The organism is Spirosoma sp. (genome assembly GCF_026391055.1).
Classification (GTDB): domain Bacteria; phylum Bacteroidota; class Bacteroidia; order Cytophagales; family Spirosomataceae; genus Spirosoma.
Map to the genome: position 1 here is coordinate 133,907 of NZ_JAPLET010000021.1, position 20,697 is coordinate 154,603.

Below are 20,697 nucleotides of genomic sequence, written 5' to 3' on the forward strand. Positions count from 1 at the left end.
CTTGGCGATTAGAGACTGATGGTAGCACCCAGTGTTGCGGTTCGGGGCAGCGGGAAACGACCTACATCGTTTCCGCCCACTTCGGGGAATGTACCGTTATACCCCGTGAAATAAACCAGGTTGGAGCCCGTCAGAAATACCCGAAGGCTCTTGACCCGGTTACGAGCCACCCGTTCGAGCAATGAAGCAGGCATATCGTAACTCAGCGTTACTTCACGCATGGCCAGATAATCGCCCTTCTGCCAGAAATTGGCGGGAGCCGTCGTACTACCCCCGGCATCGGTAAAATAGTTCCGGCCGTAGTTGGCCCAGTAATAGCGGGGCAGCGTACCGGTCGGATTCTCCGGCGACCACGTTTTGGTTACGTCGACCGGCCCGTTCTGGGAGCCCTGTACTTGCGACATACCGCGCAGGTACGACTGATTGGCAATAATAAAACCCAGCGAATAATCGAACTGACCATACAGGTTGAATCCTTTCCAGGACAGATTCGACGAGAAACCACCCTGAATCGTTGGCGTTGTCCTGCCCACATACACGTTATCGCGGTAGTCGAGCGTATCGTTTTTGTCAGTATCCCGCCAGCGGGCATCGCCCAGCAGTTTGATTCGCTTGTTGGTATAGGGCAGGTAGGTATTCAATAGATTGGCGCGCTCATCCAGCTGGGCCTGCGAGGTGTAAATACCGTCGAATATGGGGGCATAAATCTCGTCGAGGCCAACCCGTTTGCCTTCCTGCAAACCGCCCACCCAAACCAGCTTGTTCTGGGCGGGATCGAAAATCTGGACAGCCCCCTGCCGATTCCGTTCCAGGCCGTTATTAGGGAGCTTTTTGGCGAAATTTCTGACATGAAATAGGTTGGCGCTGACGGTCCAGGATACCCCGTTGGCATTCGTCGGTTTCAGCACATTCGCCCTTACTTCCAATTCGACACCCCGATTCTGGAGTTGCCCGAGGTTAGTAACATAGGTATTAAAGCCGGTCCAGCCGGGAATGGTAAGCGAGGTAATCTTGTCGTACACATTCCGGATGAAGTAATCGGCAATTACGGTGACCCGGTTGTTGAGCAGCCCTACATCAAGGCCAAAATTAAGCGTATTGGCCCGCTCCCACTTGAGGTTGGTATTGGTGATGCTGCCAGCCGCAAACCCCGGCTGACCGTTATACGTGCCAACACTGCCGTATTGAGGAATGGTAGCATAGTCGCCGATAAGTGGCTGGCCCGCGCTGTTGAGTGGGTTGATACTGCCGTTTTCACCGAAGCTGATTCGGGGCTTCAGTGTCGACACGTACCGGCGAAGAAACGAGTTGGCGAAGAAATCTGCATAGTGCATGTTCCAGCCCAGCGAAACGCCGGGGAAAAATCCGTACTGATTCGTGATTAGCTTCGAGGTACCATCGTAGCGAAGGTTGACATTCAGCAGATAGGTATTGGCAAAGGTGTAATTAACCCGGCCAATGACCGAGGCCAGCCGCTGCCAACTCGAAAACGAAGAGGTTGGCACCCCTACAGCCGCTGTTGAGGCCGATAGCCAGGGAATAAAATCGGTAGCTGCCAGATTGGCCGTCGCGCCATAATCGTAGACCCGTGATTCGAAAAACTCCCCGCCCGCCAGTGCCGATACGGTATGCTTACCGAAATCTTTGTTGTACTGAAGAAAGGCGTTATAGGTATACTGACTGGCCCGCTGGTTGGTAAATGATGCATTGCGCGTGTTGATCAACGCGCCACCGGTTCCGTTTATGTAAGCTTTGGTAAACCCCTCATTCGTGGTATACCGGTAAAATCCTGATGCCGACGCCAGCGCTTTCAACCCTGGCAGAATAGTGTACTCCAGATTCAGCCCTCCGGAATAGCGCTGTTCGAGGGTCTGGTTGAAAAATTTATCCCGGAAATAATTCGGGTTGCCCAGGGTGCTGCCATCCACACCGGGCAGTTCGGCACCAGTCAGGTCATTCGTCAGCCGAACGGTAGGCGCAATACCCGTAAATCGCTGAACGATACCGCCACCAACGCCCCCTCCCCCATCGGCCGACAAGTACGAAGGGGTCGTTTTTGCGCTGTAACCCGACATGTTCAGGTTGACAACTAGATTTTTACCCACGTTCAGCCCACCGTTGAAATTCATGTTCATCCGGCTGAGCGAGGAGCCTATGAGCGTGCCCACATCGCTGATGCTACCCACACCCAGCGAAAAATTGCCCTGATCGTTCCCCCCCGAAACATTCAGATAATGCTCATTCAGGGTACCCTGTTGAAGAATCAGATCTTCCAGTCGGCGTTGCGAGATGGAGCGATACAACAGGCTGTCCGTCTGATTGGTATTGAACGGGTTTTTGTCGATCAATAAATGATACTGCGGGTCGCTGAGCAGGTTTCGGTTATTGTTCGACACCAGTTGGGTCGAATACTTGCCGTCGGGTGCTGTCCAGCCCGAATTGACGCCCCACCCCCAGGCACCCGTTAGTTGGTTACGGGCGTTGTTCATTTCGGCGGTATTGTTGTCAGCCTGTGCCGCAGCATACCGGCTGGCCAGCCCCCGACGGTTCCAGAGAATGTAGTCTTCCGCATTCATGTAGTCGAGTGGATTGCGCCGGATGTAGTTGTTGGCCCGCTTGTAGCTATAGGTTACGGACGTGCGGCCTTTCTTCCCCTTTTTCGTCGTCACCAGAATCACCCCATTTGAGGCCCGTGCGCCGTAGATGGCTGCAGAGGCAGCATCTTTCAGCAGATCAATGCTCTCTACATCTTCCATATTGATACCGAAGAGAGAAGGGACGATAACCCCATCCATCACCACCAGTGGCGAACCAGACCCGTTGAAATCGGTGCCGCCCCGGAAAACGATGGTGGGCGTTGCCCCCGGCTGCCCCGTTGTTTGCTGCACGCGTAAACCGGGCGCGGTTCCCTGCAAGGCCGTCCCCACGTTCGTGCGGGGCACCGATTTAAAAGCAGTCTGGTCAATGGTCGATACGGCCCCGGTGAGTGTTTTCCGGCTCTGCTGGCCGTAGCCAACCACAACAACTTCATCGAGGCTTTTGGCGCTTTCGGCCAGACGGATATCCAGCGATGTCTGATTATCGACAACGATTTCCTGGGTGCTCATACTGATGAGCGAAACCACCAGTACGTCGCCCTTGCGAACAGCAAGCGAGAACTGACCATCCTGGTTGGATACGGTGCCCCGGCTCGTTCCTTTGATCGTGATGTTTACGCCGGGCAGCGTTTCACTGGTGCGGCCATCCCGAACGGTACCGGACAGCGGGGCAGTTTGAGCCCAAGCGCTAAGGGCAACCAGCCAGCAGACAATATGTAGTACATATCGACCGCATTTAGCGAGGTAAGGAGAAGGTATTAACATAATTTTCGGTAGACTAAGGAATAAGTATGACTTGACAAAGGTATTATGTTGTACATAAAAGCCAAAAAAAGAGGAAATATTTTTTTCTTAGGCAGATAATCCCGAATATTGTCCTACTTAATCGAAGGCGCTGACTTTTTATATTATACATAATACATGGACTACGTACATAGCCAGAATGATTTTAAGTTGAATGAGAACCTGACGTTAGTCGATAAAGTGGAGACAGATCTGCTTGACTTTTTCAACGACAAGCAGTTTAAAGCGGGCGATGTAATTCCGAAGGAGATCGAACTAGCGGCTCAGTTGGGTGTGAGCCGTACAGTCCTGCGCGAAGCGTTGTTACGACTGCGGATGCGCGGCATGCTCGATACCAAGAAAAAACGGGGTACGGTAATTACCAATCCTGACCTGCTCTCGCTGATTGAAAAAACATTATATCCCGGCATTCTGGACAACGCCACCCTGCGCGATATTTTCGAGTTACGCATGGTTATGGAAATCGGTATGGGCGATCTGATTTTTGAGCGTGTAACCCAGAATGACATTGACGAACTCTACGCCATCGTTGCCGATGAACCGGTCAATACAGAAGACATGATCTTCGATTCAGAACAGGAAATTCGCTTCCATGGCAAGTTGTACGACATTACCGGCAACGAAACGCTGCGCCGGTTTCAGCGCATGCTGCTACCCATTTTCAAGTATGTGCACGAAAGCGGCATCCTGAAAAAACAGGTACAGCAAAAGAAGTTTGTCTCGCACCGGGGCATTGTCGACGTTATCCAGCATGGAACACCCGAGGCCTTCCGAAACGCCATGCGCAACCACTTCGAGAATCACTTCCAACGCTTATTCTAACCCCGGTATGCTTCACTCCTTTCTACTGGCCGCCGGTCTTAGCCTGGGCCAGTTCCTACCCCCTGCACAAGGCATTCGGCCCAAGAACACTAACAATCAACCCATTGTCGAAACGACGGTTTTTCAGAATGGCGAAGGGGGCTATCTCTGCTACCGGATTCCGGCCATTGTAAAAACACCGACCGGAACCCTGCTGGCGTTTGCCGAAGGGCGTCGGACGAATTGCGGTGATTTTGGCGATGTCGATATTGTTTTACGAACGAGTAAAGACAACGGGCAATCCTGGAGCCCGATTCAAACCGTTGTCGACTTTGGCAGCATGCAGGCGGGTAATGCTGCGCCAGTGTTTGATGTAAGCGACCCGCGCTTTCCGGCTGGCCGACTGTTTTTGCTCTATAACACCGGAACGGATTCGGAGGCCAATGTCCGAAAAGGATTCGCCATTCGGGAAGTGTGGTACAAAACCAGTACGGATGGCGGGCAAAGCTGGTCGGAGCCGGTAAACATCACCACGCAGGTATCGCGCCCCAACAAGCCTAACGTGAACCCTGCCTATGCTTTTCCTGAAGACTGGCGCTCGTACGCCAACACGCCGGGCCATGCGCTGCAACTGCAGAAAGGCCGGTACAAAGGGCGGATCTTTGTGGCGGCCAATCATTCCGAAGGCCCGCCACAGCAACAATTTCGGGATTATCGGGCGCATGGCTTCTATTCCGACGATCACGGCGAAACCTGGAAATTAAGCGCAACCATTCCCTATCCCGGCGGCAACGAAAGCACAGCCGCAGAAACGCCCGGCGGGGGCCTGCTGCTGAACGCCCGGAACCAGTCGGGCGATGTCAAAAACCGCCTATTGGCCTTCTCGCCCAACGCGGGAGAAAGCTGGGAGCCGGTCGTTATCGCCACCGATTTACCCGACCCGGTTTGTCAGGGAAGTATGCTCAATTACCAGCCGCGCCGTGGCTCCAACGTGCTCCTGTTCTCGAATCCGAATAGCCAGACCAGCCGTACCAATCTGACGGTTCGTGTTAGCCGGGATGGGGGTAAAACGTGGTCATCAGGCAAATCCATTTATGCCGGCTCGTCGGCCTATTCAGACCTGGTTGTTCAGCAGGACAACACAATCGGGGCACTTTACGAGAAAGACAACTACACCAAAATCACCTACGCCCGTTTCCGCTACGACTGGCTGGTCAAGTAACCATTCCTACATATGCTTACTCCCCACACGTATACTCAGCTTTACCGCGATGCTTTACTGAATGATGTCATTCCGTTCTGGCAGACCCATTCAATCGACCGGCAGGAGGGCGGTTTTTTTACCTGTCTTGATCAGAAAGGCAACGTTTACGACACCGATAAATTCATTTGGCTTCAGGCTCGTCAGGTCTGGACCTTTTCCATGCTTTACAACCGGGTGAGCGATACGTCGCCAGAGCAGTCCTCCGACTGGCTGGCGATAGCGGAGCACGGGGCCAGTTTCCTAAAGAAACATGGCCGGGCCGACGATGGAAGCTGGTACTTTTCCCTGACGCGCGACGGTCGGCCGCTGGTACAACCCTTCAATATTTTCTCGGACTGTTTCGCAACGATGGCGTTCGGGCAATTATCGGTAGCAACGGAGAATGACGAATACGCCCATATAGCACAATCGACATTTGAGCAGATTCTGAGTCGGCGCGACAACCCGAAAGGCAAGTGGAATAAAGCCATTGCCGACACTCGGCCGCTCAAGAATTTTGCGCTTCCCATGATTCTGTGCAACCTCTCGCTGGAAATCGAGCACCTGCTCGATCGTCGGTTGGTCGACCAGACCATTGACGAATGCATCCACGAGGTCATGGATGTTTTCTACGACCCGGACTTAGGCTTGATCCGCGAAAACGTTACGCCCGATGGGCAGTTTTCAGACAGCTACGAAGGGCGTCTGCTGAATCCCGGCCATGCCATTGAAGCGATGTGGTTCATCATGGACCTGGCCACTCGGCGCAATGACCAGGCCCTGCTCGAAAAAGCCGTTCGCATTACGCTGGCTACCCTGGACTACGCCTGGGATACCCAATACGGCGGTCTGTTTTATTTTATGGATAGTCAGGGGCACCCAACCCAGCAACTGGAATGGGACCAAAAACTATGGTGGGTTCACGTCGAAACACTCGTTACTGTATTGAAAGGGTATCAAAAAACGGGAAATCAGACATGCTGGGACTGGTTTGAGCGCCTGCACGCGTATACCTGGCAGCATTTTCCCGACCCTGCTCATGGCGAATGGTACGGCTACCTGAACCGGCGGGGCGAGGTGCTTTTACCGTTGAAGGGAGGAAAATGGAAAGGTTGTTTCCACGTACCAAGGGGCCTGTATCAGTGTTGGCAAACCTTGAAAAGCCTCGATCTAAACCAGTCCGCAACGACTGACCGCCCTGAAGGGGATTTACACGGCTATTTTTCTTCACCCCCAACCTCCTAAACATGAGTCATCCCACTTTGGGTTACGCCCCGTTCAGGAGGTTGGGAGTAATAGATACTTAATTGACCTCAATAATCTTAATACCCCAAGGCTCTAAATCCAGCTTGCCGCTTTTCAGCACCGACTGGTCCTGAAGCAGTTCGCGGCCGTTGGCAAAGGGGTAGGTCACGCTAACCGGTTTGGCCGAATAATTAAACACGTAATGGATCGTCTTGCCCTGTTGGTTGACACCCTGCCGGGTAACGATGGGAAACGCGAGCGACTGGGCATCGCCCCAGAGGTTGGCTTTCTTCACGGCGTCGGCCAGGATTTTTTCGGTGATGGCATCATCAGTCCAGCAGCCGATGTAGGTGGCGAGGCCCTTGCCAAAGGTATTCTGGGTAACGGCCGCGTACTTCCCCCAAACCGGATGATCATAGTAGGCCATCACCTTCGCCGTGGTAGGTGTGATGAGTTCCATCCACGTTTTCACCTTGTTGTGCTCGGCACCCACGCCATAGGGGTCTCCTTTCAGCGTTACGTTCTGGGGCGTCGTGAACTGACTATAGGTGATACCCAGAGCCTCGCCGATGATGGCGGGCTGCACCTGCGTGCGAACCTTGACGTTCTGGTCGGCGAAGCCACTTTTGAAAGTATAGACTATGTGGCCGCCGTTTTTGACGTAGTTGTTCAGTCGGTGCAGCAGTTCATCGGAGGCTGCGTACAGAACCGGCACAACGATCAGTTTATACTGTTGCAGGTTGGTGCTGCTGGGATCGACAAAATCGACGCCTACATTCATACGGTACAGCGCATCGTACATAGGCCGCAAAATATCGTTATACGTGTCCCGATTATACCAGCCGAACCGGAAGGCGTTAAAGGCCATCAGGGCTTCGTTACTGAAGAGAACTGCCACCTGATTCGTTTTTTTGAGGTTGACTAACTGCGGACTCAGTCGCTCAAAATCCTTTCCAATGGTTTTGGCTTCCTCAAAGGTCGGGTTTGGCTGAAAATCATGACTCAGCAGGCCCTTCCAGTAGGTTTCTATCGCGTTGTGGATGGAATGCCAGGGCCAGTAACTGACCATATTCGCGCCCGACGCCAAGTGGCTGAAAGCCTGCAACCGTAATTGACCGGGGTACGGCAGCCACTGCGCAAAACCCTGCGCTTCGGTTTCCAGTACCAAGTAATTTTTGCCCCGGTTCGACCCATCAACTTTCATCGACCGGGCCAGATCTCCGCCCAGGGCTATTTCGATACCGGTCAGCGCATCCTGCGTTGGGTGGTAGATGTCGATACCGGCAACGTCGAGCGGTTTGGCGGCTGCAAAATGATCTACGTCGGGCTGAATACCGAAAGAGTACCCCCGCCATTCCAAGTCAAAATTCTGGGTAACAAACTGGCCGGGCCGTTTGTATTCGTTGACGATAGCAGTTTGCCAAGCTAGAAAATCGGTCACCAGCTTCCGCTGGAATTTGGCAAATTCGGCCGTCTGACTGCCGTTGATCGAGCCGACCATCGACGGAAAATCGTCCCAGCTATTGATGCGGTTACTCCAGTAGTCGAGGCCAAAGGCTTTATTGAGCGAATCCAGCGAGCCAAATTTGGCTTTGGAATACTCGACAAATTGCTTTTGTACGTCAGGCCCGGCAGTATTATACGCTTTCGTTTCGTTATCGACCTGATAGCCAATAATAGCCGGATGGTCTTTCACGTGTTCCATGATCCTGCGAATGATCCGTTCGGCATGGAAGCGGTAATGCAGATTGGTTATGTCCATGTTCTGACGCTGGCCGTAGCGGTTCGGGCCGGTTGGGGTGATGGCCAGCACATCGGGGTATTTGCGAACCAGCCAGGTGGGCACTGCGTAGGTCGGCGTACCGACAATCACCCGGATACCGGCTTTGTGCATGGCATTCAGGACACGGTCGATGTGCGAAAAGTCGAACACACCATCCTGCGGTTCCACAGTCCCCCAGGTTGACTCGGCAATGCGAACCACGTTGATACCCGACTCTTTCATCATCGCAATATCCTTATCCAGCCGTTCGTAGGGCATGTACTCATCATAATACGCCACGCCATATAGCAGCTTCGGCTGCGAACCGGATTGCGCACAAACAGACAGGAAACTAAATAGAAAGACGGCGACCAATGAATAGTTGGCTATAAAAGCGTTCATCTATAGAAAGTGATTAGGAGATTATTTTACGACTACCCGCACACGATCCAGATTCAGGATGCGGGTATAGGGTGTTTTAGCGTCGCCTTCTCGCTGAGAAGCTACCCGTATCGTCGGGAAATACGTGCCGGGTTTTGAAAACGTGTGCGTCGCTTTAACCGTGACGCGGGAACCCGTTTTATCCGTTGGCGTCAGGGTAGCGGCCACCCGATAAAACGGGTTCGCCAGCTTGCCACTATTTTCGGGCAATCCCTCGAAATTCCAGCCAGCCGCCACGACTTTACCCTTGTTTTTGGGTACGGCAACCTCAGCCGTGAAGGTGACGGTTTGTCCCACCGAAATATCAGCCCGTTTGCTGCCGTTCGCGTTTAGGCTGACGACGGGCTGTATACCCCGGCGCTCGTCGGCCGTTTGCGGAATAATCACCTGACCGTTGTCGATGGTGTAATTCGTCGTAGTGGCTGGCTCGACGCCTTTCTCGACCCAGGCGCTCAGGTCCAGCAAGGCCTGTTGCAATACACCCAGGTAACTCACCGTATGCGTTGGATCATCTTCCACCGCCACATCGCCGTGGAGGGCATGGTCAGTATACCAGAGTCTGAAATGCACGTCGGCACTGTCCCCCAGCACTTCCTTCACCCGGCTGCGGTACCAGTCGGCCTGCCAGGCAAAGGCTTCGCGGTCCCAGAGCGATTCAAGCAGGATCATTTTACCGTTGAATTTACCCGTCGGCAGCACACCCGCGGCACCACGGGTAAACAAAGGGCCTAAGAGCATCGGCCGCTGTGGATACAAAGGTTTGCCTGAGGCATCGCGAAACTGATTCCAGACGGGGTATTGCGGGCCGGGGTCCTGATGGCGATGGTAGGTTTGTACGGCCAGAAAGTTGGAATTATCCACCTGTACGTCATCGCCAGGTTTGATCAGCGCCAGCACAGCTGCGTCGGCAGGACCCAGCACCACTTTATCGCCGGCGATTTTAGTCAGTTGCAGACTTTTTCCCGCAGCGGCTCCACTTTTAATGAGCAGATCGCCACCCAAAAAATCAATATTGGGGAGCGCGTTATCGAGTTGAAAGGCCACGGGCATGTTGCCTTCGACCCCACCGATGCTTTTCCAAGCGGCATCGGCGGTGCCCCGGTCGTGTTCGGACAACGGTTGACTTAATCCCAGACTGACAGCCTTAGTAATCGGAATGCCCGCTTTGATTTTGCCGGGTTGCTGGATTCGGGATTTGAGCAACGATGCGGTTGGGTTAGTGCCCAAATACCCCGGCTTCGACCAGAAGTCCTGCGTGAAATAGGTATTATCCGCCCCGACGATGCCCTGATAGAGCACCAAAAAGCCGTGGATGCCCATGCTTTTGTAGCCATACCAGGATTTAGGCGGAAAGCCCATAGCCGTCACCTCGCGCAGGGCTTCTTTTTCCTCATCGTTCAAACCGGCATACATATCCCCACTGCCGCCCGGCTCCAGTGCATCGATGATCTGGGGAAATTTATCCTTTAGTATGCGCATGGCGTTCATCCGAACTGTAAAGACATTGGGAATGGCGACGGGTGAACCCAGTACGTACGGGACGGCTCCGTCCCACACGCCTTGCGTGTTTTCCATACCGCCCACCGTTCGGAAGGCACCCCCACTCCCTCCGAAGCAATAGCCGTATGTCCGGTGTTTTCCATATAACTGAGCGGCTACGATGCGTGAGAACTGAGCTGAAGTGGCATTTACGCGGTAAGCGCCAATGGTTGGATCGGTAGCCATCGGTTTGGAAAAGTCGATCGCGCCCCCTTCGTTGGTTTCGATAAAGTAAGCGCCATGGCTAACGGAAAAGCCAATCTTGTCTTCCTCACCGGTTGCACCCTGCGACAAGTTTTCATTATCGGGAAAGGGAGTTATGTACTGGAAGAAGCGGCCCTTGTAGTTTGCTTTGGCGGGGAAGTAAAACGAGAAACGGGCGCCAGTTCCGGTAAATCCGCCATGCACATAGTGGTGGCGCACCGGCTTATCCCGCCATTCATCCACATCGACATACGGCTCCTTGAAGAGCGGATCGGCGGTGGTAAACTGTTTCGCCAGTTCAGGGCTTAGCTGGGTCAGGTTAGTCTGCGCGTTGGCAACTGCAACGGCGCAAAGCGACAGGATCAGCAGGAGTTTAATAGAATTGAACGATGCCATAGTTCATAACTTACATAAAGTAATCAGAGAACGGGTCAACGATCTGTAAACAAAGAAGTTAGTACGTAACAGTATGCCGTGCCAGTCAACTAATGTGCAAAGTTATTAAAATCAGTTTATTATTATCTAAAATTGAGATAATAAATTATGCATGATTTATCTTTGCAATGTCAACTGCTGGCAGGCCCCTAAATTGAGTCTATTAGCGCGGTTGATAAATGGCAATTAGATTAATAAAAGCTGCCCATTCCTATGCAACATGTAAGTCAGCAAGCGTATATGCCCCAGGTTAGCATTGATTGTGTAATCTTCGGCTACAAGGCAAGACAACTGAAGGTTCTTATCCCGAAACTTGATCTGGCCGGTGACTTCTGGACGCTGCCGAGCGGCTTTGTGTATCAGTATGAGGATATTGACGCAGCGGCCATACGGATTTTGGGGGATAGAACGGGTATCATCGACATTTACCTGGAACAGTTTCGGGTGTTTGGTAAAGCCAGCCGCGACAATGGCCGCTTTATTGATCAGCTCATTGAGCTAAACCAGGAAAAACTGGAGAAAAAACAGCGAAATCCAGCTGATTACGAATGGATTACCAAACGATTCATCTCCATTGGCTATTACGCCCTGGTCGATATTAACAAGGTTATCCCGCAAAAAACCAGTTTAGATGCCACCATAGACTGGTATGACATTCACGAGCTGCCTGCCATGATTTTAGATCATAACGACATCGTTCAGGAAGCACTCAGTACGTTACGCCGTGATCTGGATCAGAAATTGATTGCGTATAATTTGCTGCCGGAGACGTTTACCATGAAAGAACTTCAGCAGTTATATGAAGCCATCTACGACCAACCGTTTGCCGCCAACAATTTCCCCCGGAAGATTTTGGAACAGAACGTTCTGGAGCGGCTGGAGAAGAAGTTCACCGGTGCCGCCAACAAAGCCCCGTACTTATACCGGCTACGTCAGCAACCAGTACCAAACTCGCCAGTGATGGATTGTAACGTGTGTCCTTAAACCCGTCAACTTAACTAATATGTTTAACCGTCGAACAGCCAGCTGAATTACGATAAAGAAAAGCACGTTGCCCAGCTTAAGGCGCTGGTGGCCGCCAAGCCCAAATTTTACTGGGTCGGGATTGGCAAGGCTGACTTTCTGTATGACACGGTAACCAAACTACGCAACCTGTATGATGATGTTAGCCTTCCGTACACCTACCGGGAAACTGCTGGGGCGCACACCTAGAACGAATGGCGGCTTTACTTAACTGAACTGGCTCCGCACTATTTTAAATAGCCGTCAACCACAGAAGGGTGGCTGATCATTGCATATGTACAGTCCGGCTCATTAGGACGTTGGTAGCAAAATAGGTTGACTTACAGCCAGTAGTTAGCCTTCATTGCTTTTCACGGTATGTCGGCCATTTGCGACTGCTCCATCATTGCTTGCAATTATGTGGGTGTCGGTGATTGCTCGGCTATGTATATCGCTTTTAACAACTACGGGTAATTCATTTTCTTTTTTCGTTATATTGAAGCTATTGAGGAACCCCTTTATACGTGACGGGTCATATCCTGCCAAATAGGCTAGTAGCGACACTGTTACGGCAAATCTGGTATAAGATGAGGCAGTTAAGCCCATAAATTCGCCAGCATTTGTTGGGTCGATCGCTGTGGTAAAATTTGTCAGATAAGAGCCAGCAATAAAGATCATGTAGGTGATAAAGCCGCGAAGTAGCGATACAAGGGGATTTTCTGTCATGTATAAGTAGCTTTGATAATCGGCTGAATCAGGTTGAATGGTAGCAGGATCAACGAGAGAAAACTTATTTTCAGCTGCCAGATTACTGGCAATTCCACCCAGAGAGCCTGCCAGGGATGAAAGCACGGCTACATTTATGGGAGTTAGGCTCACCGCATAAAGGAGTAGGTATTTCCAGTTTAAAATGTCGGCTGGCATAATGCATGCGCGGAAGTCTTTCGCTTCCAGACTTAGACCCAGTATGAAAAGGAATAGCCATCCTAAAAATAGAAATGTCCCTAAACAGGTTCTATAGTAAATGTCCGCTTTGCTCAATTGGGTAAATTTTCTAGTTGTCTGTTCTGGTATTTCCTGCCCAAGAGTTTTCATCGCTTCAGATTTAAAATTGACTATACAACGCTGCGCTAAACTTCTGGTAAAGAGGTCACCCAAATTGGCAAGCCCGACTATAGTCTGGTATTGCGGTTAAGTGAGTCAAGTCAGTTTTCGACCTCCGTTTTCTTCCTGTATTATCATATAATCCGTGAATCCATATCGTCGATACTACACGGCTATCCTGTACAGGCACTTTTTAGGGTGAAGGACGTCAGTTGTCCGCTTCGTCATTACGTCGATAGACGCCAAGTGCCCGAACGAGCGTGGCGAAATCAGTATTGGTGCGCCCAAAGGCCAAATCTGATAAAAAAGCATTTTCATTCTGATTCCATTCTGGCGTTTCGACACGGGGAACAGCTTCTTTCGTAGCCACCAATAAATTGAGTAGCTCGTCGAGTGGGAAATCATACCCCAACTGACCACGAAAGGCGAGTCTGAAAACACGTTGTAACTGCGTAAATTGCTGCATATCGTGCAAAACGTGCTTGTAGCTCGGACTTGAATTGATACCACGCATAACAGCCAGATTAACGGCGTTTTGAGCCGTTAGGGCCGGAAACTGCCATGGATCCATATCGGCCTCGTCTGTTTGTTCCTGGTCGTCGGTAGCATCGGGCTTTGAGACAGAGGTAAACGCTACCTGTACCATAAAATCAAGTGGGTAGTATGGATTCAGGGTGTTGTTTTGTAAAAAACTCAGGTTTTTATCGACCGAATATTTTTGCTCACGAACGCCTGACCACACCTCAAATTCACTGGCAAAAGCAGCATGGTTGCTGTTCCCCCCTTGTTTGAAGGTAAGCATCAGTTTTTGTTTAAATGTGCTAACGTCAGCACTAGTCTTCATAACCTGTTGTATGACTCTTAATAGGTCCATATCGAAATAGGCCGATTTTTCCTGAAAGGGAAAGTCGGCTGGGCTGTCTTCCGGCATCATGGAGCGTAGCAAAGGCCAAAACTTCCCTAAACCGGTCCATTTAGCTTGTTGGTTTTGACGAAGGCGTTCGAGTGTTTTCTGATCAACCTGAGACTGCTCCTGATCCGTAACCTGGGCCAAGGTCCGCTCCAGATAGGCCGTGCTATACAATATACCCCACATCGTGACCCGTTCTCGGGCTTTACTTATTTCCGGGCTCTGAAAGCTATCGACCAGGCGATCCAAATCCATGGATGTTAGCCCTAATTTGCTGTTTACCAGCGACGGATGTAATAGAACTTTGAGTTGAGAAATTGGCGGGACGCTTACCATGGTAACGGTGGTCAGTCGTCCATCGGCAGCGTAAGCTAAAGCCTGCTGGACAATTGCTTTTGGATAGGTGCCGACACGAACGATAGATTTGTCGCGGTTTCGCAGTGATATCGTTAGATTATCAGCCTCGTTTTGCCAGATTAAATCGACGAAATCGGCACCGGTTTTTTTGGCGGATGCCGTACTGTTTTCCGGGTCATTGCCTATCAATACACCACCGATCCGACTAAAACCACGCAGCCGAATATAACTTCTGGAACGAACAAACGAAGCCTCTGCCTTGCTGAGTCCGTTGCTGATTAACTCACCTGCTGCCTGCAGAGCATTGCCCGCCGATTCCAGAGCAAGACGCTCCGAAGCTCCCTCAACCGAAGCCAGAGATCGGCGCAACTGACCCGCCGACGTTCTGGCTTCAGACCCCATCTGTCCGGGGAAGAAATCTTCGTAAGAGTTCAGTGCCGCTGTTGACCCTTCGCTGACCGAGCCTCCATTTAAGTTTTTCAGCGCTTCACCGGCTTCCTTCAGGTTGACTTTTTTAACATTCGGGTTCAGGCTTGGTGGATGATGACCCGCAATGGCATCGGCAGAACCCAGTGGTATCGCTGGCATTTCAGCACGCATGGTAGCCACCCGGTGATTGCCACCAAACACGTCGCCAGGCGTAATGTCCTTGAATCGCTTGATCACATCTTCGTAGGCTTCACCCCTCGCCGTCATTTCCATAAATTCATAGCTCATCTTGGCATGAGCTTTCTCGAGCAGATCTCCCTGAACATTGTCTACAAACTCTTTCATTAAATCATCCAGGGCTTCCTGCCCTGTTAGGTGAACGTCATGGTCGGCAATTTTGCCAATGGCTTCTGTAAAGAGACGTCCTCTTAAATCGTTCAAAACAATCGGCTCATGAAACGAAGCTTTGTAGGTAGCAAAGTTTCGCTTGGCACGGGTCCATAGAACATCCGATTTACTGGCGAAATCCCTTCGCATCCGGGCCCTAAAATCTATACCCGCGGCTGTTTTAGGTCTTCTTCGAAATGAATCACCCTTCACCCCGGCTTTCGCCAATGTTCGTCCACTTTCAGATTCTATATGTGTATAAGCTCTGATAAATTTCCAGTTCGCTTTTTCCCCGGGTGTAGACAGATCATATAATGAACTATCAGCTATATCAGGCTGCGTGTTGAAGTCCGGGTCATTACTACGATTGGCTGCCATAGAAACAAAGGCATTGAGGATTCGCTGGCGAACCACCAACGATCGCATCTTGAAAACCTCACTCTCTTTGGCTATCGTCGCAGAATCGTCAGTCGATAGTTGTTCGAAAAGGCTATTGGCAAACAGCAGTTCATAGTCGGCCGCCATTTCATCCAAAACAGCCTCATCTTCCGTTGAAACCATTCGTTGCCCGGTAGTTTCACTGATTACCTGCTCAAAAGAGGATCGGGCTTCATCCAGCTTTTTTGTCAGATAAGTCTCCCCTAATTGATCGGCCAATATTCGGCTCCCCTGTAACGTTTGAACCGTAATAAGAGATATGAGTGTACAGACAAGGGCAACTTTGGATAGGGTGCCGGTAACGTTTGTAACCGTATTGACCAGGCCCTTGCTGCTAAGGAAAACTAAAATGTCATCTTTTAAGGTCGTATTTGCTGTAACTGCATTTTCAAGCTTTACGCGCCGGAAAATATCGAGCCGATACCAGGCATCGGTATATAGTTCGAGTATCTCCTTGGCTTTCCGGATCTGTTCCTCCGTTTGGGCTGATGGTGTAGTTTTATAGGCTTCGTTCAGTTCATTAAGATAATCGGTAAACTCTCGAATGCTATTCTGTATGGCCTGCAGGTCGGCAGTCAATGGTAAGTCTGTGTACGCTAGTTTGCCACTAGAGAAGCCTTCTGCCAGCTCAACCGCTTTACGGTCAAACTGATCACTGTACTGTTTTTTATACGAACGGTAAAGGGAGGCACAGAAGGCAATAAGCAAAACCCCAAGGCCAAGGTATTCGTAGCCAGGTTTGTCACTTATTGCCTCAAGTGTTGTGTTGACGCGGTCAGAAAAATCAAGTAATCCTTTAGCGAGTCCTACAGAGCCAACACCTGCCAACAGATGAATCCCTGCAAACAGAATGCTTAACAGGCTGTACACTATTGCGGCCAGGAGCACCAGCGAATTCAGGGTATGGGCTGATGAAACGGCGACTTCTTTTAAAATGCGCTTTGAGACGGAAACTGGCTGTGCACTTGCCAGCATTGGAATCAGACTATATTTAATGGCAGCGTAAAGGCAAAGGCATACGAACGGTAGTAAGTAGAAAGTCATGATGTAAACAGGTTAGTACTTCGAGCACGAGGAAATAGAGTGTACCCCAATTGACTGTTTTGTGAATACCAAAACAAGCTCCGTAATCAATAGCAGCCATAAACTGTCTCCCGATGTATATGGGGGTACGGTTGTTAAAAGAAACGAAGATAATGAAGTAGCTTATTAGTAATCAATGGGTTATTTCCCGTATTTCAACCGACTTGTGCGGGCATGTCGGTTGAATTCCATTGGGAGGGCTGGGCAGAACACCGAACAGGCCAACACCTTGCTGAGGTAAACACGTCAAGGCAGGTCGGATATACATCCCGAGAGCGTTGATCGCTTTGTTAGATTTACGTTTATGGTGCGCTAAAAAACATCATGCTCAGCCCTCGCACTCATATTGAATAAAACCATAGGTCTGACTCTCATCCCCAGTAACTAATTTCCGCTTAATCACTCGCCCTTTGGAGTCGTATGTGTAGATTTTTTTAAAACGCTGGAGCTTCCTATACCGCTTATACTTGTAATCTTAATGAGATTCTGCTTAAAGTCAGACTCGACAACATCTGAGTAGATAGCAAACGGTAAGTAGGGTTCGCACTGTTCCCTGAAGAAATTATAGTCATCTCCATAGCCATATTGGTCTGTTTAGGCAATCCACCCATTAGAGTAAACGACCGATTGAACCATATCGCCGACCGGGTTATATTTCATTATGTTAGTTCTTGTTACAAACCCCCAATGCCTATCCTGTTGTACAAGCTGTTGCGAAGCATTGTAGGTAAATACAGTCACAATAACATTATTTCTATTACTAAGCTCCTCGTCACCGTCGGTCATATACTCGGTAACTGTTTCTATTTTGGAGTTAGCGCCATACGTTATAACAAAGCGAGATGTTTGAGTTTGATAGCCATTGGAAAAGTCCCACCCTTTGTAACTGTATTTTAATCAGCTTTTCTGATGAATTGTAGACCAGATTTGCCGAATAGTCTAAAATCCCCTGGGGAGATTTTTACGCCGTTTTTTTTCACATAGTATCCGTTGACTGTAACAAGCCGGTTTCTCTGGTAAACATATCGCTGCACCTGATCATATCTATCGGAGATTTCTGTTTTCACGGCGGAGAGTTTGCCGGCAGGGAAATTTTGGGCGGATGGGTAGTTAGTCGGCTCAAGCTTGGGTACTTTGCAACTATTTAATCGAATAACGACCATCAACGGGACAAGTGCCCCACAAAGATTTTTCATGATTGTATGAAATAAATACGTGTATTGATGGTGCTAAGGTATAGGCACCATCAATACACGTATTTACCGGTTGTCATACGGCGAAGTTGAGTTGGCCAGCGGTAGATGCAAAGGCACTTTTCGACGAGATTACCCGTATATTGATTAACCAGCCGGAGCCAGTTGTCTCACCTTCGGTTATAAGCTGATCCCTTACCTTCGTGCGGGATGCAATGAAGTGCTTGTTATGAACTACAAACTGGTCATTTTCGATTTTGACGGTACCCTTGCCGACTCGTTTCCGTACTTTTTACGCACGATCAATACGCTGGCAATCCACTATAATTTTAAGCAGGTAGAACTTCAGCACATCGATCAATTGCGGGCGCTCGATGCGCGGCAAATGATGAAACTAGCCAAACTACCCGCCTGGAAGATTCCATTTATTGCTCGTTCGTTCATCCGGCTGATGGCCCGTGACATTGACCAGATACAATTATTTACCGGGGTACCAGCCTTATTGAATCAACTGGCTAACGAGGGCGTTAAACTGGCGATTGTGAGTTCGAACTCGGAAGCCAACATTCGCCGGGTTTTAGGGTCAGACAATGCAGTTCTCATTCAGCATTACGCCTGTGGAACGGCCCTGTTTGGGAAACAGCGTAAATTCAAAAAAGTGATGTCAAAATACAGGGTGGCGCCCAGCGAAACATTGTGCATTGGTGACGAAATTCGGGATATCGACGCAGCCCGCAAAGTTAATGCCGCCATTGGTGCGGTTTCTTGGGGATACACCCACGTTAGCGCGCTAAAAACTTACTCGGACGTCATACTATTCGACTCACTAGACGACATCTCAGCTACAGTACTTGGCGACCGTTGATAAAATAGATATTAATACATGTCGAGCTACTGTCAAAACCGATGCTGTACAAAGGTAGAGTCAGGGCTGAAAAGAATATCGGGAGCGGGTCTTTCTTTATAGGCCTCCCATTCAGCTAACGGAGTTGGTAATGATTGGCTGACCTCATCAATTAGTTTTTCCAGAAATTGCCTCTCTTGCTGATAGATGTTTACAACAAGCTCATTCTGAGCATCTTTTGCCTTTTGGCCTTCAGTCATTACGGTTTTCCAACGGTCGATAAGTTTGCTGGCAACGGTCGATAAAACAGATTGATCATTCATATGCAAATTGGCCGGATTCCATCACAGCCGTGGGTTCAATGAAACAGTGTTTCTGAAAAGAACCCGAATCGGCTTAAAAAGTTAAACCCGATTATTTAAGCGTTAGCCGTCTTCAACCGTAAACCAAGTAGTAAAACCAGCATGGCCAGGCTGCTCCAGAGTAACAATTGCCAGGTTACCAGTGTCCATCCGCCCCAGACCCAGCATTGAATGCCCACAAACGTTCCGATGGCTCCCCCAATGAAGTAGGAGGTCATATACACCGTATTGATACGGCTATGCGCGGTGCTGTCGAGTGTATAGATAAGCGCCGTGTTCGTCACCTGTATGGACTGTGCGCCCAGATCCAGCAGCAGGACGGTAAGAATGAAGGCTGTAGCTGAGAGCGGAAACACTTTTACGATCAGTACGCTGAAAATGAGCAGGAATGCCATAAACAGTCGTATCTGTTTGGCATTGCCTTTGTCGGCCTGTTTACCAAATACCGGTGCCAGCAGGGCGGCTCCAATGGCCAATAAGCCGAACAAGCCAATGGTACCCGTCTGATACTGAAAAGGCGGGCCACTGAGGTGAAACGTAAGCGTAGTCCAGAACGAACAAAATGTTCCGAATACCATAGCCCCTAAAAGAGCCGTATTGCGTAGAAGCGGAAAACGGCGAACCTGTGCCAGCGTCGATGACAGCAACTGTCCGTAACTGCCGGTGAATGCCGAAGCCACATTGGGCAACGAAAGCTGAAGAGCTAGCGTTACAACGCCAACCATCCCCGCCGAAATACCGTACACATATCGCCACCCGAACCATTCGGCGATGAAACCGCTGAAGACCCTCGCGAATAATACTCCTACCAAAATGCCGGTGAAAATAATTCCAACAACTCGTCCCCGGTTTTCCTTAGCCAGACTTGCTGCCATTGGGACAATAATCTGCACCGAAACGGCGAAAAGACCAATAAAAAAACTCATGATATTTACCAGCAGCAAGCTACTGGCCAATGCCATACACCCAAGCGCGATGACGAGCAGAATTTGCAAAAACAACATCAGTCGTTTTCGATTGATTTTATCCCCAAGGGGTGTCAGGAAAAATAGCCCTACACCGTACCCAGCCTGAGCGAGCACTGCCACCCTACCAACTTCATTTTCAGTTGCCTGAAATGTGCGGGCCATGTGGGGTAAAATGGGTTGATTATAATAAATATTGGCGACACACACACCTGCTGATACAGCCATAATGGCGATCTGACCGGATGTTAACGTTTTGCTGTTCATGAAGCAAAAGTACGAGAGGTTATTTATCAGGCCCTATTAAACAATAAAAGCCACCCCAACAGGAGCGGCCTTTAGCTATTAGTTATGTCTTGTTCCAATCGAGCAAGAAAGTAGATAATTCGTTTAGATATACGCTTCCGGGGCCATTAGTACGGCTCGGCTTTATGGCTCTCACCACCTCCACCTGCCGCCTATCAACGTCGTCGTCTACAACACCCCTTTATACCGGAACACTCATCTTCAGGCCAGTTTCGCACTTAGATGCTTTCAGCGCTTATCTGTTCC

At 50.1% G+C, this 20,697-nt stretch carries 13 protein-coding genes and 1 rRNA gene; 5 read left to right on the top strand and 9 right to left on the bottom strand.

The features are described from left to right. Positions 1-8 precede the first annotated feature (8 nt). Complete coding sequence (locus NT073_RS15130; RefSeq protein WP_297375037.1) at positions 9-3,362, bottom strand: SusC/RagA family TonB-linked outer membrane protein; 3,354 nt, start codon at positions 3,360-3,362, stop codon at positions 9-11. 156 nt (positions 3,363-3,518) lie between these two features. Between NT073_RS15130 and NT073_RS15135 the strand changes: the two genes are divergently transcribed. From NT073_RS15135 to NT073_RS15145, 3 genes are read left to right on the top strand one after another with little or no spacing between them, the layout of a single operon-like run. Continuing rightward, positions 3,519-4,223, top strand: a complete 705-nt coding sequence (locus tag NT073_RS15135) for an FCD domain-containing protein (protein ID WP_012927179.1) — start codon at positions 3,519-3,521, stop codon at positions 4,221-4,223. Positions 4,224-4,230: 7 nt separating this feature from the next. Next, positions 4,231-5,424, top strand: a complete 1,194-nt coding sequence (locus NT073_RS15140) for a sialidase family protein (RefSeq protein ID WP_297375040.1) — start codon at positions 4,231-4,233, stop codon at positions 5,422-5,424. A 12-nt stretch (positions 5,425-5,436) separates the two neighbouring features. After that, positions 5,437-6,690: an AGE family epimerase/isomerase gene (locus tag NT073_RS15145; RefSeq protein ID WP_297375041.1), complete on the top strand. Its 1,254-nt coding sequence runs from the start codon at positions 5,437-5,439 to the stop codon at positions 6,688-6,690. A 58-nt stretch (positions 6,691-6,748) separates the two neighbouring features. Here NT073_RS15145 and NT073_RS15150 read toward each other — a convergent pair whose 3' ends face one another. Both NT073_RS15150 and NT073_RS15155 read right to left on the bottom strand, forming a co-directional pair. Next, positions 6,749-8,854, bottom strand: a complete 2,106-nt coding sequence (locus NT073_RS15150; RefSeq protein ID WP_297375043.1) for a beta-galactosidase — start codon at positions 8,852-8,854, stop codon at positions 6,749-6,751. Between the two features lie 21 nt (positions 8,855-8,875). Then, positions 8,876-11,032: a hypothetical protein gene (locus NT073_RS15155; RefSeq protein ID WP_297375045.1), complete on the bottom strand. Its 2,157-nt coding sequence runs from the start codon at positions 11,030-11,032 to the stop codon at positions 8,876-8,878. A gap of 252 nt (positions 11,033-11,284) precedes the next feature. On the opposite strand from NT073_RS15155, the gene NT073_RS15160 reads away from it, so the two are divergent. Next, positions 11,285-12,055 (top strand): NUDIX hydrolase, encoded by a 771-nt coding sequence (locus tag NT073_RS15160; protein WP_297375047.1) that lies wholly within the window; start codon positions 11,285-11,287, stop codon positions 12,053-12,055. A gap of 372 nt (positions 12,056-12,427) precedes the next feature. Here NT073_RS15160 and NT073_RS15165 read toward each other — a convergent pair whose 3' ends face one another. The 3 genes from NT073_RS15165 to NT073_RS15175 form a co-directional block, all read right to left on the bottom strand. After that, on the bottom strand, positions 12,428-13,168 hold the full coding sequence (locus NT073_RS15165; protein WP_297375049.1) for a hypothetical protein: 741 nt from the start codon (positions 13,166-13,168) through the stop codon (positions 12,428-12,430). Positions 13,169-13,385: 217 nt separating this feature from the next. Continuing rightward, positions 13,386-16,742 carry a hypothetical protein gene (locus NT073_RS15170; protein WP_297375051.1) on the bottom strand — a complete coding sequence of 1,119 codons (3,357 nt, stop codon included), beginning with the start codon at positions 16,740-16,742 and terminating at the stop codon, positions 13,386-13,388. Positions 16,743-17,674: 932 nt separating this feature from the next. Further along, the gene (locus tag NT073_RS15175; RefSeq protein WP_297375053.1) at positions 17,675-17,977 is read right to left on the bottom strand and encodes a hypothetical protein; all 303 of its coding nucleotides are present in this window, start codon (positions 17,975-17,977) and stop codon (positions 17,675-17,677) included. Between the two features lie 226 nt (positions 17,978-18,203). Here NT073_RS15175 and NT073_RS15180 point away from each other — a divergent pair, with 226 nt between their 5' ends. Then, entirely contained in the window at positions 18,204-18,839 is a 636-nt protein-coding gene (locus NT073_RS15180; RefSeq protein ID WP_297375054.1) for an HAD hydrolase-like protein, read from the top strand. 32 nt (positions 18,840-18,871) lie between these two features. Here the strand turns inward: NT073_RS15180 and NT073_RS15185 are convergent, their stop codons facing one another. From NT073_RS15185 to NT073_RS15195, 3 genes are all read right to left on the bottom strand, one after another. Next, positions 18,872-19,141, bottom strand: coding sequence for a hypothetical protein (locus tag NT073_RS15185; RefSeq protein WP_297375056.1), 270 nt, complete (start codon positions 19,139-19,141; stop codon positions 18,872-18,874). A gap of 95 nt (positions 19,142-19,236) precedes the next feature. Continuing rightward, positions 19,237-20,412: an MFS transporter gene (locus NT073_RS15190; protein WP_297375058.1), complete on the bottom strand. Its 1,176-nt coding sequence runs from the start codon at positions 20,410-20,412 to the stop codon at positions 19,237-19,239. Positions 20,413-20,536: 124 nt separating this feature from the next. After that, positions 20,537-20,697, bottom strand: a 23S ribosomal RNA gene (locus NT073_RS15195); the annotation flags it as partial.